Consider the following 16,065-nt stretch of genomic DNA (forward strand, 5'->3'; position numbering starts at 1 on the left):
TGGCTTTTTTTAATAGTAAGTGTATAAATTTAATATCTAATATTTAAAATCTAATATCAAATGAGTGATAATAATCAACAACAAGGGCAAATCAATATTGAGTTGGATGAGAAAACAGCCGAAGGAATTTATTCCAATTTGGCTATCATCAACCATTCAGCTTCTGAATTTGTAATTGACTTTGTAACCATCATGCCAGGAGTGCCAAAAGCAAAAGTTAAATCGAGAATTGTGTTAACACCGCAACATGCTAAAAGATTTCTTAAAGCATTAGGGGAGAACATCCACCGATTTGAATTAGCCAACGGCGAAATCAAAGATACAGAGCAACCTCCAATTCCTTTGAATTTTGGTCCAGCCGGTCAAGCATAAATCAAATATTTTTTTATATAAAACCCTCTCAAGCAATTGAGAGGGTTTTACTTTTGGTGATGTTTTTGAAAATGTATATTTGTCAATAAGCAATTATGTTCAATTTTTACTTACTATTGCAAATCACGAAAACGATTTAGTTCTAAATAATTAAATCATAACTTTTTACATATTGTTTTTTTTGTAGTTTTACAACCTTAGCATTAATATTAAAAATACAATTTGTTGTTCTAAAGTTAATGCTAACCGTTTAAAAAATAGTATTTTTGTTAGGTTTTATATTGTTAAAATTATCCGAAGTAGTATTTTATCGGATAAATTAATTTTTTAAAAAATAATTACAGTAATTTATCGATGTTTTCTTGTAGTTTGACAAAATTGTTTCGTTAAACATTTTTAAAGTAGTAAGTTTGCAAACCTATAAACCTCAGGTCTAAAAAAAATAAAATTTAGTATATGAAAAGATTTTTACCTAATTCAAATTCAAGTAAAAAAACGAGTGTTTTTTTAAAGCCAATAAACAAGTCTCTTTTCTTAGTTTGTTTTTTCTTAATAAGTTTAAATGCTATTGGACAAACTAGTATTTGGACCAATCCAATTACAGGGACTAATCCTGGTGCCGCTAATCCTTATACCACAGGAGATGTTAAGAATGCCAATATCACTGTATCGGGGATAGGGAGAACGGGAGTCACTAACATAGCTGTAAACAATGTGTATAATGCGGATGCATGGGGGACAACGGGAACAATCAATACAGCTAAATACTATTCTTTTACTTTAACTCCAGCTGCAGGATATAAAATAAGTTTATCAAGTTTTGTTTACACAGGAACAAGAGAAGCAGGTTCAGGGTCTAATTCTGGTCCAACATCGTTTGCATTACGTTCTAATGCAAATGCCGATAATTATGCTACGAATGTTGGAACTCCAACTGCAACTGGAACTACTATAAGTTTGACTGGTAGTGCTTATCAAAATTTAAATGCAGCAACCGGTTTTAGGTATTATGCATGGAACGCCGGTAATAACGGAGAATATAGTATTAATGATTTCACTTTTAGTGGTTCAGTTCTGGGTTCTGCTACCACTGCTTTAAATTTTGGTGGAGCAAACACTTATGGTTCGGCTCCGGTACAAACTTTTCAAGTAAATGGTGATGGTTTAATTCCTGCAGCTGCTACTATTACAGTAAATGGGTCAACCAATTATGAAGTATCTACTACTTCTTCAACTTCGGGATTTGGTGCAACTGCTACCTTAACAGCAAGTGGAGGTAGTTTATCAGGAGCAAATGTATGGGTTCGCTTAAAAGCTACTACAGCAGTGGGAACTTACAATGAGAATGTTACTTTTGGTGGCGGTGGAGTTACAGGGATTACAATTGCTTGTAGTGGTACAGTTACTACTGCGCCTCTAACCATTACAGGGGTAACAGCCGATAATAAAAGTTATGATGGTTTGACAACTGCCACTTTGACTGGAACAGCTGCTTATAGTGGATTACAAAATGGAGAAAGTTTCAGTGTAACAGGTTCACCTTCGGCTAATTTTAATACTGCGACAGTTGGAACGGGTAAACCGGTAACGGTAACTGGGTACACTGCACCAAATGCTAACTACACTGTGACTCAACCTAGTTTAACTGCTGATATCACTACAGCAGCTTTAACCATTACTGCCGATAGTGGAAGCAAAACATATGGACAAACGTTTACAGTAGGATCTGGTTCTATAGCTTTTTCATCAATTGGATTACAAAATGGTGAAACTATCGGAAGTGTAACCATTGCCAGTACGGGAGCTACAGCAACTGCTGCTGTTGGGTCTTATGACATAACCGCTACAGCTGCTACTGGTGGTACTTTTACAGCCAGTAATTATACTATAACCTATAATGTCGGAACACTTATAGTTAATACAGCTTCATTAACCATTACCGCTAATAACGGAACTAAAGTTTATGGTGCGACTCAATCAACACCGGTAACCGGTTCAACTGCATTTGGGTCTACAGGTTTGCAGAATGGCGAAAGCATAGGAACAGTAACGCTAACCTATGGTTCAGGAGCTCTAGCTGCTACGGATGCTGTAGGAAGTACTTCAACGATAACTGCTTCTGCAGCGGTAGGCGGAACATTCACACCGAGTAATTATGCTATAACTTATACGCCAAATTCAGGAACGCTAACAGTAACTGCTGCTCCACTAACAATAACTGCAGATGATGCATCAAAATGTTTCGGAACGACTTACACTCTTGGGACGACTGCTTTCACTACAAGTGCATTGCAAAATGGTGAAACGGTTGGAAGCGTAACGTTATCAAGTTCAGGCGCAGCTTCGGGTGCGGCTGTTGGTTCATATGCTATAACCCCATCAGCAGCAACAGGAGGTACATTTACGGCTTCCAATTATAACATTACTTATTCAGATGGTACGTTGACTGTTATTGCTTTGCCAAATGCTCCGTCAGGGACAAATGGTGCTATATGCAGTACAGGAACGGTTAATTTATCGGCTTCAGTTAATGTTGGAGAAACGGTAGATTGGTATGATGCTTCTTCAGGTGGAACATTACTGTTAAGCAATTCAACTATCTATACAACTCCAAGTATTTCTTCAACAACTATTTATTATGCAGAGGCTAGAAATACAACAACAGGATGTGTTTCATCAACGAGAACGGCAGTAACAGCAACAGTTTACGCAACTTTTACCTCCGGGGCTATTCAAACAACAGGAGAGACAGTTTGTTATAATGGAGATCCTACTTTGATAGGTAATGCAACAGTAGCCAGTGGTGGTGATGAAACAATTACTTATGTTTGGCAAGCAAATGGTGTAGATATTTTCGGTTCAAATTCGGCTTCATACGATCCGCCTGCAGGATTAACTACTACAACTACCTACACAAGATACGCTAAAGATGATACTTGTAACACGACTTTTACCCTTTCAAGTGGAAGTTGGGTTGTAACAGTGTCAAATAACAATACATGGACAGGTGGTGTAAGTACTTCTTGGACAAATGCTGCTAACTGGTCTTGTGGAGTTGTTCCAGCCAGTGTATCAAATGTGACTATTGGCTCAGCTACTTTTTATCCGGAGATTTCATCCGATGTTACAATCAATACATTGACATTGAATTCAGCAACTACATTAAAAATTAATCCTTTGTTTGATTTAACGATTACTGATGTAATAGTTAATAATGGAACATTGACGGTTGAAAATAATGCCAATTTAATACAAATAAATGATGTCGCTAACACCGGTTCAGGCTCTACAATAGTGAAAAGAAACAGCAATCCTTTAATTCGTCTTGATTACACTATGTGGTCATCACCGGTTACAGGACAAGGTTTATATGCTTTTTCACCATTTACTTTTGCAAATCGTTTTTATACTTACAACACATCAACTAATTTATTTAGCAATAGCGTAGGATTTAATGTTACAGGTTTAAACGGTTCTGGTGTAAACGGTACAGACAATAATAGTGTTCCATTTGCTACAGGAATAGGTTATTTAATTCGTTTGCCATACAACCATCCGACTGCACCGGCAATATGGACAGGTAATTTTACCGGTACACCAAATAATGGAACAGAAACGGTTACCTTAAATAATGTGGCAGTTGGGCAAAGATTTAATTTGGTTGGAAATCCTTATCCTTCAGCTATTGACATTGCTCAGTTTGCTGCTGATAATAGTTCAAATATTGAGTCTACTCTATATTTCTGGAGAAAAACAAACAACACAGCTAGTCCGTCTTATTGTACTTGGAATACCGCCTCAAGTACCTATGGAGATAATGGAGAAGCTTATACCGAAAGTCCGTTAGGAGTTATCAGAACCGGACAAGGTTTTATTGTTGAAGCTAAAGGAGCAGCAACCTCTGTTGAGTTTAACAACGGACAAAGAACCGATGATAATGCCGACCAGTTTTTCAGAAACAACCCAAATACATCTAATACCAACAATGAAGCTCACAGAATTTGGTTGAATTTAACTGGAGCAACTAATGAGTTTTCACAAATGGTTGTAGGTTATTTTACCAATGCAACTCAAGGTGCTGATGAATTTGACAGTAAATATTTTAATGATGGCGCCGTGGCTTTGAATACGAAAATCGGTTCAACAGAATATGTAATACAAGGACGTGCTTTACCATTCCAATCAACTGATGTGGTACCGTTGAATTTTAAAGTAACCAATGCCGGTACTTATACATTCACAATTGACCATGTTGACGGATTGTTTACCGCCGGCGCACAAGATATATTTATCAAAGATAATTTAAATGGTACTTATAACGATTTAAATATTTCGCCATATACTTTTGCTTCTGATGCCGGTACATTTGCAGATAGATTTGAAATTGTTTACCAATCGCCATTAGGAGTTGGATCGCCAACATTTAATCCTAATCAAGTGATTATATACAAAAACGAAACAAATGATTTTGTTATCAATACAGGCAATACGGTTATGTCTACTGTAAAAGTATTTGACATTAGAGGAAGAATGTTGTTGGAGAAAAGCGAAATTAATGGTTCTCAAGTTACTATAACAGCAGGTCAGGCCAATGAAGTTTTATTGATTCAAATTACTTCTCAAGATGGATTGGTAGTTACTAAAAAAGTAATAAGATAGGTCGTCTTTTAAAAAATATAAAAATACATAAGTGATTGTTATGAAAAATAGTTTAAAATTTTATTTTGTTACCTTGTTATTGTTAGCTTCTGATTTTGTCGCATTTGCCCAACCTGGCGATGACGATGGAGGTGGCGGTCTTGAAGGTGATGATCCTCAACCGGCACCAATAGACAGTAAATTAATAATCTTGTTAATTATCGGGATATTATTTGTTTTTTATACTTACAAGAAATCCAAGAGAACAGTATAATTCTTCCTTAAAGGTTTCTTTTAAAATAACTAAAAAACACCCATTTATTCATATTTGAATAAATGGGTGTTTTTATATTTAAATCAGATTTTAATCTTAAAATCGAATTAATCAAATTCCGAAGTAAAGTATAATTTAACATTAGGAAATTTACTTTGAGTCATTTGAATTGTAAATTCTGAGTCGGCCAAAAATACCAATTGACCATATTTATCATGCGCCAAAAACTTTTGTTTGATGCGTTTAAACTCTTTAAATTCTTCGCTTTTAGGATCTGTTGGTTTCACCCAACAAGCTTTGTGTACCGGAAAGTTTTCATAACTGCATTTGGCACCATATTCATGCTCCAAACGGTATTGGATAACTTCATATTGTAGAGCACCAACAGTTCCAATCACTTTTCTGTTGTTCATTTCCAAAGTAAACAACTGTGCCACACCTTCATCCATCAATTGGTCAACGCCTTTGTCTAACTGTTTGGCTTTTAAAGGGTCGGCATTGTTGATGTACCTGAAATGCTCAGGAGAAAAACTTGGAATGCCTTTGAAACTCATCACTTCTCCTTCGGTTAAAGTGTCACCAATTTTAAAGTTACCGGTATCGTGTAAGCCCACAATGTCTCCGGGATAGGATATATCGACAATTTCCTTTTTCTCTGCAAAAAAAGCATTCGGACTTGAGAATTTCAAGTTTTTGTTCAAACGCACATGCGTATATGGTTTGTTTCTTTCAAAAGTGCCTGAAACAATTTTGACAAAAGCCAAACGGTCTCGGTGTTTTGGGTCCATATTAGCATGAATTTTAAACACAAAACCGGTCATTTTTTCTTCTTCCGGTTTTACCAATCGGGTTTCGGATTCTTTGGGTCTCGGAGTCGGAGCAATCTCCACAAAACAGTCCAGCAATTCTCTTACCCCAAAATTATTTAAAGCCGAACCAAAAAATACCGGTTGCAAAGTACCATCCAAATAACTTTGTCTGTCAAAAGCCGGGTAAACTTCTGAAATCAATTCTAATTCTTCTCTAAGTTTTACGGCGGGTTTTTCTCCGATTATTTTTTCCAATTCCGGACTTTCAATATCCGAAAAAGCAATGGTGTCTTCAATGTTTTTACGACTGTCGCCACTAAAAAGATTGATGTTTTGTTCCCAAATATTATAAATTCCCTGAAAGTCATAACCCATTCCGATAGGGAAACTCAATGGCGTAACCGTTAAGCCTAATTTTTGCTCTACTTCGTCCATCAAATCAAAGGCATCTTTTCCTTCACGGTCTAATTTGTTGATGAAAACAATGATTGGAATCTTGCGCATTCTACAAACTTCCACCAATTTTTCAGTTTGTTCCTCAACTCCTTTAGCCACGTCAATTACAACTATCACACTGTCAACAGCCGTTAAAGTACGGAACGTATCTTCAGCAAAATCCTTGTGCCCCGGTGTATCCAGGATGTTGATTTTTTTATCTTTATAATTAAAGGCCAAAACCGAAGTTGCCACCGAGATTCCTCTTTGGCGCTCAATTTCCATAAAATCGGAAGTAGCTCCTTTTTTGATTTTGTTATTCTTCACCGCACCCGCTTCCTGAATTGCGCCACCAAACAACAATAACTTTTCAGTCAGTGTAGTCTTTCCGGCATCGGGATGCGAGATAATTCCAAAAGTTCTGCGGCGTTGTATTTCTTTTAAAAAACTCATGATTTTTTGATAAATGGTCTGCAAAAATACTATTATTTACTCATTATTTGGTTATCAATTTAAGGTCTGTTCTGATTAATGTAAAACAGGGTAATTTTTCTGTTAATAAATTTTTGTTAATAGTAGGCTCTATACTTGTATAATGTGTTTGAATTGTTACTTTTGTTGATTGTTACCTCGATAAACCAAAGCTTTTTTGGCTTATCGCAAAAACCAATATTAAATTGTAAATTTTTTAATAGAAATTATAAAAACATGAGTTTAAAACAGTTTTTTTTAGGATTGTTCTTTTCAATGTCAATTGCCGGAATCGCGCAAAATAATTCAAAAGAAGTTTTGTTTACCATCAATGATAAACCTTATTATACAGACGAGTTTTCAAGGGTTTACAAGAAAAATCTGGAATTGGTAAAAGATGAATCTCAAAAAGATTTAAACCAATATTTAGAACTTTTTGTTGGGTACAAATTAAAGGTGAATAAAGCCTATAAATTAGGTTTGCAAGACAATTCAAAATACCAAAGCGAGTTAAAATCTTACCGAACTCAATTGGCCAAAAACTATTTCAACGATACCAAAATCACTCAGGAACTTATTGAAGAAGGCTACAATCGTCTTCAGAAAGAGGTAAAAGCTTCACACATCCTAATTATGGTAGACGAAAATGCAACGCCTGAAGACACACTCAAAGCTTACAAAAAAATAGAAGAAATCAGTAAAAAAGCCTTGTTGGGTGAAGATTTCGGAGCTTTGGCTACTCAGTTTTCCGAAGACCCTTCGGCCAAAGAAAATAAAGGTGACTTAGGCTATTTTACGGCTTTCAGAATGGTGTATGCCTTTGAAAGTGCTGCTTTTAATACGGCAAAAGGGAAAGTTTCAAAAATCATCAGAACGCGTTTTGGTTATCACATTCTGAAAGTGGAAGACATCAGAAACAACCGTGGTGAAGTTACTGTAGCCCACATCATGATTTTAAATCCGAAACCGGAAGATACAGATCAAGACAAAGCAAAAAATACCATCAACGATATTTATAAAAAAATCCAACAAGGGGAAAAGTTTGAGGATTTGGCCAAACAGTTTTCTGAAGATAAATCATCGTCGTCAAAAGGCGGTGTTTTGAATAAATTTGGCTCAGGGCAATTGAGCTCTGAAGAGTTCGAAAATGTTGCCTTTTCAATGACTGAGGCGAATGAGATTTCTAAACCTTTTCAATCGCAATTTGGTTGGCACATCATAAAGTTGATTCAAAAACATCCGGTGCGTACGCTTGATGAGATGAAAAATGAATTGGAAACCAAAGTTGGTAAAGACGACAGGTCAAAAAAAATTACCGCTTCGCTAAACGAAAAATTAAGAAAGAAATACACCCACAAGAGAGACAACAAGCAATATGCTGTTTTGTCAAAATTGGTAACTGATGAGTTCTATGAATCAAAATGGAAGCAACCGGAAAATGCCAAAGAGTATATCGCACCAGTATTAACAATCAACAACAAAAAGATTGAAGGTAAAACATTTTTAGAATTTGTAGACAAACAACAAAAAGTGGGATTGACGGCAAAACCAATTTCAAAATTAGTTGATGCACTGTACGAAAAATTCTTAGATGCGCAATTAACAGCGTATTATGATGATAATTTAGAAAATGAGTTTTCTGAATTTGCCAATGTGATGGAAGAATACCGCGACGGTTTGTTGCTTTTTGATTTGATGGAGAAAGAAATTTGGGAAAGAGCAAAAACGGATTCGGTTGGATTGCAAAGTTTTTATGACCAACATAAATCAGAGCACCAATGGAAAAACAGAGTGGAAGCTACCGTTCTTTCTTCTACCAAAATGGAAGAAATCAAAAAAGCACTCGATTTGTTGAAGAAAAACACCGAAGTACAAGCCATAAAAGAAAAATTAAACGTTAACAATGTAGTCAACGTAATGAGTAATAACGGTGTGTTTGAAGAAGGAAATGATGCCTTACCAAAAAGCACCAAGTTTGAAGTTGGTATTTCTGATATTGTAAAAGAAGGAGAATACTATTTTGTTACCAAAGTGGATAAAGTGATGCCAAAAGCCATCAAAACTTTAGACGAATGTCGTGGAAAAATAGTAAACGATTACCAACAATATTTAGAGCAAAGATGGGTTGATGATTTAAAACAAGAGTTTACGGTTAAAGTCAATAAAGATGTCTTTGAAAAAGTAAAAAAACAGCTGAATCCATAGAATGAACAGATATAGCCTTTTTTTGGTGATTGTTTTATTTTGTTCTTGTAACTATTTTAAACCGGAACAAAAGCCGGAATCAATTGCCCGAGTAGGAAAGAGCTATTTGTACAAAAGTGATATCGCCACTTTAGTTCCTGCAGGAACTTCAAAAGAAGACAGTGTGCTGATGGTGAGGGATTTCGTTAACCGATGGGCTAGCCAAAAGCTACTCATAGAAGCTGCCGAAAGAAACCTGAGTGATAAGAAAAAAAGAGAATACAACACTTTAATCAAGCAGTATAAAATAGATTTATATACCAAAGCGTATATTGAAGAAGTGGTTAAAAATACCGTAGACACTTTGGTAACCCAACAAGAGTTAAAAAAGTATTACGATGAAAACAAGGAGAATTTTAAGACCAACGGAACGTTAGTACGACTGCGTTTTATCAATTTGGCCAAAGACAATCCGCGTTTTGCCACCATAAGAAGTAAGTTCTTTGATTATAATAAAAAAGACAAAAAGTTTTGGGATACGTATGCACTCCAATTTAAGAGCTTTGCTCTGAATGATAGTGTTTGGGTCGATATGAGTCAGGTTTATGTAAAATTGCCGGTCATCAATCCGGATAACCGAGATGAATTCATTCGTCCGGGTAGAAAAGCCGAAATCCAATCCAATGAGGATGTCTATTTAATTAAAATCACCAATGTGATTGATAAAAATCAAATCTCACCGTTTGAATACATCAAACCCACACTGAAAGAAGTTATATTGAACAAAAGAAAATTAGAATTGATAAAGAAATTTGAAAAAGAAATTACCGATGATGCCATTAAAAACAAAGATTATGAAATTTATAAATAGCCAACTAATAGTAGCTGTTATTGCTACAATTTTTACAGTTGGTTCAGGCAATGCCCAAGAAATAATTAAAGATTCTGTAAAGACCAAACCGCAAACTAAAACCGCTCAAAAGGTCAAAGTCGACGGGATTATTGCCACCGTTGGTGATTATATAATATTGGATTCTGATATTGACAAATCATTTTTAGAATTGTCAAGTCAAGGTCAATCTATAAAAGACATAACGCGTTGCCAAATGTTAGGCAAATTGTTAGAAGAAAAACTATACGCTCACCAAGCCATTCAAGACAGTATCGTTATCAAAGATGAAGAGGTAAAAGAAAAAATGAACGAACAGATTGCTTATATGGTTGAGCAGTTGAGTTCGATGGAAAATGTGATCAAGTATTTCAAAAAAGACAACGAAGAGGATTTTAGAAGTGAATTATTTGAAATCATCAAAACCAATAAGTTGACTACGGAGATGAGAAATAAAATTGTGAACGCTGTTGAAATCACTCCCGAAGAAACCCGTAATTTCTTTAAGTCTATTCCGCAAGATGAATTGCCGGTTTTTGGTGCCGAAATGGAAGTAGCCCAAATCGTAATCACTCCCAAAATTCCCGAAGAAGAAAAGCAAAGAGTCATCAATCGATTAAAAGAAATCAAAGCCGAAGTTTTAGCCGGTTCGAGTTTTAAAACCAGAGCCGTTATTTATTCGGATGACCGAGGTTCAGCTTCCAACGGTGGTTTTTATAAAATTAGCCGAAAAACCCAATTCGTAAAAGAGTTTAAAGATGTGGCTTTCAGTTTGGGCGAAGGCGAAATTTCAGAACCATTCGAAACCGAATATGGCTACCACATTATCATGGTCGAAAAAATAAAAGGTCAAGAAGTGGAATTAAGACACATTCTGATGATGCCTAAAGTTTCTGACCAAGCCTTGAAAGAAGCCAAAGAAAAAATTATTAGTATCAAAAACAAAATTGAAAGTGGTGAAATTACCTTTGCGGAAGCAGCAAGAACTATGTCTGATGAAAAAGAAACCAAAGCCAACGGCGGAACCTTAATCAATCCTAAAACCCAAGATACGCACTTTGAATTGACCAAAATGGATCCAAGTTTGTATAGTGAAGTGTCCAATTTAAAAGACAAAGCCATCACAGCACCAATCTTAGATGATGATCCGAGAACCGGAAAGAAATATAAAATCATCACGGTAACCAACAGAATCAACGAGCATCCGGCCGATTACGGTAAAGATTATATCAAAATCAAAGATTTGGCCTTAAAAGAAAAACAAATCAAAGCCATTGGCAAGTGGTCTGAAGAAAAAATCAAGGAAACCTACGTTAAAATTAACGGTGAATACCAAGATTGTCTGTTTATCAATAATTGGTTAAAAAAATAGTAGTTAAAATTAGATTAAAATGTATCTTGTACTTTTTAATTCTTATCTCTAATATCAAAAATCTTATATCAAATGTCTGATGTTGCTGCCATTCAAAATTTAGTTCAAAAAAGATTAGAACTTAAAAAAGAGATTGCCAAGATAATTGTAGGTCAAGACGACGTGGTTGACCAAATTTTACTGAGTATTTTCTCGGGTGGACATGCTTTGTTAGTTGGTGTTCCCGGTTTGGCCAAAACCTTAATGGTAAATACCATTTCCCAAGCTTTAGGATTAGATTTTAAACGCATCCAATTCACACCCGATTTGATGCCTTCAGACATTTTAGGGAGTGAAATTTTGGATGAAAATCGACAGTTCAAATTCATCAAAGGACCCATTTTTGCCAATATTATTTTGGCGGATGAAATCAATAGAACGCCACCCAAAACCCAAGCTGCTTTGCTTGAAGCCATGCAGGAACGTTCAGTAACAATCGCCGGTCAAAACTATAAATTAGCTTTACCTTATTTTGTTTTAGCAACCCAAAATCCTATTGAGCAAGAAGGAACTTATCCGTTACCGGAAGCGCAATTAGATCGTTTTATGTTTGCCATAAAATTAGATTACCCGTCATACCAAGAAGAAGTACAAGTCGTAAAAAGCACCACTTCGGATGACAAGCCTGTAATAAATCCGTTGTTTACCGCTCAGGAAATTATCGATTTCCAACACCTGATTAGACGTGTGCCGGTTGCCGATAACGTAATCGAATACGCCGTAACTTTGGTGGGCAAAACACGTCCGAAAGGAAATTTAGCTTCTGAATATGTGAATAATTATTTAGATTGGGGCGCAGGTCCGAGAGCTTCACAGAACTTAATTTTGGCAGCCAAAGCCAATGCGGCATTCAATGGTAAATTCTCTCCGGATATCGAAGATGTAAAAGCAGTGGCCACCGGAATTTTACGCCACAGAATCATCAAAAACTACAAAGCTGACGCTGAAGGAATCACCGAAGAAATGATTATAGATAAATTATTGTAAATCGGTTTCAATATTTTGTTACATTTAAATAATGAATAAAATATTGGAAAATCAATCCTTGCAAAACAGAATCTTTGGCCTCGACTTAATGCGAGCCATAGCCATTTTAATGGTGTTGTTCGGTCATTGTGTGTGGATTATCCCCGAAAGAGACAATCTTTTTCACCAATTATTAGTCTTGTCCGGGTTTTTTGGTGTTGAAATTTTCTTTGTCTTAAGCGGTTTTTTGATTGGTAAAATTTTGTGCCAATTGTATCTCAAAGAAGACTTTTCCATCCAAACTGTTTTCTATTTTCTAAAAAGAAGATGGTTTAGAACTTTACCAAATTACTTTTTAATCTTGTTGGTTAATCTGGCTATCGCAAGTATAGTTGGTTATGCGGCATTGTCTTGGTGGAAATATTTCTTTTTTATCCAAAACCTAAACACCACAATGTTGCCTTTCTTTCCCGAATCCTGGAGTTTGTCCGTTGAAGAATTTGCGTATATCACTTTACCTTTTTTTCTTTTAATCGTTGGAAGCTTTATTAAGTTGAAAAACAAGTCGCGCTTTTTCTTATGGTCAGTCATTACACTGATTTTGACTTTCTTTTGTGCCAAATTTTATTACCATTACACCACCCAAAATACCGCGTTAACCCAATGGAATCTATCGCTTAAAGCCGTGGTGATTTACCGTTTGGACAGCATTTTTATAGGCGTTTTGTGCAGTTGGATTTATTTGAAATATACTTCGCTTTGGCAAAAAAATAAATCGTTATTTTTTGTGATTGGACTGCTTTTGTTCTTTTTTCAGTTTGTTGGAATCGGGTTTTTAGGATGGGTAATTGAGGTCACGCCGATGTTGTGGAATGTATTTTATTTACCATTAATATCAGTTGCAGTAGCTTGTTTTTTGCCCTTTTTATCCGAATGGAAAGAAGAGAAATCATTGTTTCAAAAACCCGTGACTTTCATCAGTTTGATTTCCTATTCTATTTATTTATTGCATTACAGTGTGATTTTATTATTGATGAAGCAATACATTATTATCGATGACCAAAATACTATTCAATTGGTTGCTTTTTTAAGTTCGTATATCTTAATTACCATCATCTTGAGTTATTTTTTATACCGTTTTTATGAAAAGCCAATGATGAATTTAAGAGATAAAAATTAAGAATAGTCATTTTTAGACTCATATAATAAGTAATTGATAAAAAATAGAGGGCAAAAATTGCTATTTGCTAAAACATTCTGCGGAATCAACTTATTTTATTAAAAACTTTTCAGAAGTATAACGTTTTCGTAAATTTGCATTGCAAACAAATTAACCAAAATTTATTATGGCTTTTGATATTGAAATGATTGAAAAAGTGTATGCTACTATGGCTGCCCGTGTGGACAAAGCACGAGAGTTAGTTGGTCGCCCACTTACCTTATCTGAAAAGATTTTATACTCGCATTTATGGGAAGGAATGCCTTCTCAATCGTTCACTCGCGGAAAAGATTATGTTGATTTTGCACCGGATAGAGTGGCTTGTCAAGATGCAACCGCACAAATGGCTTTATTACAATTCATGCACGCCGGAAAAAAGACCGTTGCAGTACCTACAACAGTACACTGTGACCACTTAATCCAAGCCAAAGTTGGCGCTACAACCGATTTAGCAGTAGCCAACTCACAATCAAAAGAAGTATTCGACTTCCTTTCTTCTGTTTCTAACAAATACGGAATCGGGTTCTGGAAACCGGGTTCAGGAATCATCCACCAAATCGTTTTAGAAAATTATGCTTTCCCAGGCGGAATGATGATTGGTACCGATTCACATACGGTAAATGCAGGTGGATTGGGAATGTTAGCTATCGGAGTTGGTGGCGCTGATGCCGTAGACGTAATGTCGGGAATGTCATGGGAATTGAAATTTCCAAAACTGATCGGCGTAAAGTTGACCGGAAAATTAAACGGTTGGACTTCTCCAAAAGACGTAATTCTAAAAGTAGCTGATATCCTTACTGTAAAAGGTGGAACAGGTGCGATTGTAGAATATTTCGGTGAAGGTGCCACTAACATGTCTTGTACCGGAAAAGGAACTATTTGTAATATGGGTGCCGAAATCGGAGCAACGACTTCAACTTTTGGTTACGATGATTCGATGAGAAGATATTTAGCCGCAACAGATCGTCAAGATATTGTTGATGCTGCCGATAAAGTAGCTTCTTACTTAACAGGTGACGACGAAGTATACGCCAATCCTGCTGCTTATTTCGACCAATTAATCGAAATCAACCTTTCTGAATTAGAACCACATATCAATGGTCCTTTTACTCCAGATAGAGGAACACCGGTTTCAAAAATGAAAGAAGAAGCAATCGCCAACGGTTGGCCGTTAAAAGTTGAATGGGGATTAATCGGTTCTTGTACCAATTCATCTTATGAAGATATGGCGAGAGCGGCTTCTATTGTAGAACAAGCAGTAGCTCACGGAATCACGCCAAAAGCAGAATTCGGAATCAATCCGGGTTCGGAACAAATCCGTTACACTATCGAAAGAGACGGCATCATAGCGACTTTTGAAAAAATGGGAACTAAAGTATTCACGAATGCTTGCGGACCATGTATCGGACAATGGGACAGAACAGGCGCTGATAAAGGTGAAAAAAATACTATCGTTCACTCGTTCAACAGAAACTTTTCAAAACGTGCCGACGGAAATCCAAACACTCACGCTTTTGTAACTTCACCGGAAATGGTGGCAGCTTTAGCGATTTCTGGAGATTTGACTTTCAATCCGCTTACCGATACTTTGTTAAATGATAAAGGAGAGGAAGTAAGATTGAATCCACCAACAGGTGACGAATTGCCAAAAAGAGGTTTTGACGTAGAAGATGCAGGTTTCCAAGCACCGGCAGCTGATGGTTCATCAGTGCAAGTGGCGGTTTCTCCAACATCGGATAGATTACAGCTTTTAGCGCCATTTGACGCTTGGGATGAGAAAAATATTTCAGGTGCAAAATTATTAATCAAAGCCTTCGGAAAATGTACGACTGACCATATTTCTATGGCCGGACCATGGTTGCGCTTCCGTGGCCATTTAGATAATATTTCCAATAATATGTTGATAGGAGCGGTTAACGCTTTCAATCAAGAAGCAAATAAAGTGAAAAACCAATTGTCTGGTGCTTACGATGCTGTTCCTGCAGTGGCTCGTGCCTACAAAGCAGCCGGAGTTCCATCAATAGTTGTGGGTGACCATAATTACGGGGAAGGTTCTTCTCGTGAGCATGCGGCTATGGAACCACGTTTCTTAGGCGTTAAAGCGGTATTGGTAAAATCATTTGCCCGAATACACGAAACGAATTTGAAAAAACAAGGAATGTTGGCTTTGACTTTTGCTAACGAAGCGGATTATGACAAAATCCAAGAAAACGACACTATCAATTTCTTAGATTTAACTGAGTTTGCTCCGGGTAAACCATTAACGTTAGAGTTTGTCCATGCTGATGGTTCAAAAGATACTATCTCGGCAAACCATACTTATAACGATAGCCAAATTGGTTGGTTTGTTGCAGGTTCAGCTTTGAACTTGATAGCAGCCGGAAAAGCTTAATTAGA

General features: G+C 36.3%; 10 protein-coding genes. 9 read left to right on the forward strand and 1 reads right to left on the reverse strand.

Annotation, left to right across the window (positions count from 1 at the left end; translation table 11 throughout):
- Nucleotides 1–60: 60 nt before the first annotated feature.
- The 3 genes from ACK4HO_RS02875 to ACK4HO_RS02885 all read left to right on the forward strand — a co-directional run bounded on the left by ACK4HO_RS02875 (nt 61) and on the right by ACK4HO_RS02885 (nt 5,284).
- Nucleotides 61–372: a DUF3467 domain-containing protein gene (locus tag ACK4HO_RS02875; RefSeq protein WP_409662300.1), complete on the forward strand. Its 312-nt coding sequence runs from the start codon at nt 61–63 to the stop codon at nt 370–372.
- Nucleotides 373–828: 456 nt separating this feature from the next.
- Nucleotides 829–5,031 (forward strand): beta strand repeat-containing protein, encoded by a 4,203-nt coding sequence (locus tag ACK4HO_RS02880; protein WP_409662303.1) that lies wholly within the window; start codon nt 829–831, stop codon nt 5,029–5,031.
- 40 nt (nt 5,032–5,071) lie between these two features.
- Nucleotides 5,072–5,284 (forward strand): hypothetical protein, encoded by a 213-nt coding sequence (locus ACK4HO_RS02885; protein ID WP_409662306.1) that lies wholly within the window; start codon nt 5,072–5,074, stop codon nt 5,282–5,284.
- 107 nt (nt 5,285–5,391) lie between these two features.
- On the opposite strand, the gene ACK4HO_RS02890 is transcribed toward ACK4HO_RS02885, so the two are convergent.
- Nucleotides 5,392–6,981 (reverse strand): peptide chain release factor 3, encoded by a 1,590-nt coding sequence (locus ACK4HO_RS02890; RefSeq protein ID WP_409662309.1) that lies wholly within the window; start codon nt 6,979–6,981, stop codon nt 5,392–5,394.
- A gap of 255 nt (nt 6,982–7,236) precedes the next feature.
- On the opposite strand from ACK4HO_RS02890, the gene ACK4HO_RS02895 reads away from it, so the two are divergent.
- The 6 genes from ACK4HO_RS02895 to ACK4HO_RS02920 all read left to right on the forward strand — a co-directional run bounded on the left by ACK4HO_RS02895 (nt 7,237) and on the right by ACK4HO_RS02920 (nt 16,060).
- Nucleotides 7,237–9,204, forward strand: coding sequence for a peptidylprolyl isomerase (locus ACK4HO_RS02895; protein ID WP_409662312.1), 1,968 nt, complete (start codon nt 7,237–7,239; stop codon nt 9,202–9,204).
- A 1-nt stretch (nt 9,205) separates the two neighbouring features.
- Nucleotides 9,206–10,054 (forward strand): hypothetical protein, encoded by an 849-nt coding sequence (locus tag ACK4HO_RS02900; RefSeq protein ID WP_409662315.1) that lies wholly within the window; start codon nt 9,206–9,208, stop codon nt 10,052–10,054.
- Nucleotides 10,017–11,444, forward strand: a complete 1,428-nt coding sequence (locus tag ACK4HO_RS02905) for a peptidylprolyl isomerase (RefSeq protein WP_409662580.1) — start codon at nt 10,017–10,019, stop codon at nt 11,442–11,444. The genes ACK4HO_RS02900 and ACK4HO_RS02905 overlap by 38 nt, the downstream gene beginning before the upstream one ends.
- Before the next feature lie 72 nt (nt 11,445–11,516).
- A complete protein-coding gene (locus ACK4HO_RS02910) occupies nt 11,517–12,470 on the forward strand; it encodes an AAA family ATPase (protein WP_409662318.1) in 954 nt (317 codons plus the stop codon).
- 31 nt (nt 12,471–12,501) lie between these two features.
- Entirely contained in the window at nt 12,502–13,629 is a 1,128-nt protein-coding gene (locus tag ACK4HO_RS02915) for an acyltransferase family protein (RefSeq protein ID WP_409662321.1), read from the forward strand.
- Between the two features lie 166 nt (nt 13,630–13,795).
- Nucleotides 13,796–16,060 (forward strand): aconitate hydratase, encoded by a 2,265-nt coding sequence (locus ACK4HO_RS02920; RefSeq protein ID WP_409662324.1) that lies wholly within the window; start codon nt 13,796–13,798, stop codon nt 16,058–16,060.
- Nucleotides 16,061–16,065: the final 5 nt, after the last annotated feature.

The sequence above is a fragment of the Flavobacterium sp. genome (assembly GCF_046296355.1).
Lineage (GTDB): Bacteria > Bacteroidota > Bacteroidia > Flavobacteriales > Flavobacteriaceae > Flavobacterium.

Bases quoted from the DNA above. Each gene is read 5' to 3' on its own strand.
- ACK4HO_RS02875 (WP_409662300.1), top strand. From the start codon at position 61: ATGAGTGATAATAATCAACAACAAGGGCAAATCAATATTGAGTTGGAT.
- ACK4HO_RS02880 (WP_409662303.1), top strand. From the start codon at position 829: ATGAAAAGATTTTTACCTAATTCAAATTCAAGTAAAAAAACGAGTGTT.
- ACK4HO_RS02885 (WP_409662306.1), top strand. From the start codon at position 5,072: ATGAAAAATAGTTTAAAATTTTATTTTGTTACCTTGTTATTGTTAGCT.
- ACK4HO_RS02890 (WP_409662309.1), bottom strand. From the start codon at position 6,981: ATGAGTTTTTTAAAAGAAATACAACGCCGCAGAACTTTTGGAATTATC.
- ACK4HO_RS02895 (WP_409662312.1), top strand. From the start codon at position 7,237: ATGAGTTTAAAACAGTTTTTTTTAGGATTGTTCTTTTCAATGTCAATT.
- ACK4HO_RS02900 (WP_409662315.1), top strand. From the start codon at position 9,206: ATGAACAGATATAGCCTTTTTTTGGTGATTGTTTTATTTTGTTCTTGT.
- ACK4HO_RS02905 (WP_409662580.1), top strand. From the start codon at position 10,017: ATGCCATTAAAAACAAAGATTATGAAATTTATAAATAGCCAACTAATA.
- ACK4HO_RS02910 (WP_409662318.1), top strand. From the start codon at position 11,517: ATGTCTGATGTTGCTGCCATTCAAAATTTAGTTCAAAAAAGATTAGAA.
- ACK4HO_RS02915 (WP_409662321.1), top strand. From the start codon at position 12,502: ATGAATAAAATATTGGAAAATCAATCCTTGCAAAACAGAATCTTTGGC.
- ACK4HO_RS02920 (WP_409662324.1), top strand. From the start codon at position 13,796: ATGGCTTTTGATATTGAAATGATTGAAAAAGTGTATGCTACTATGGCT.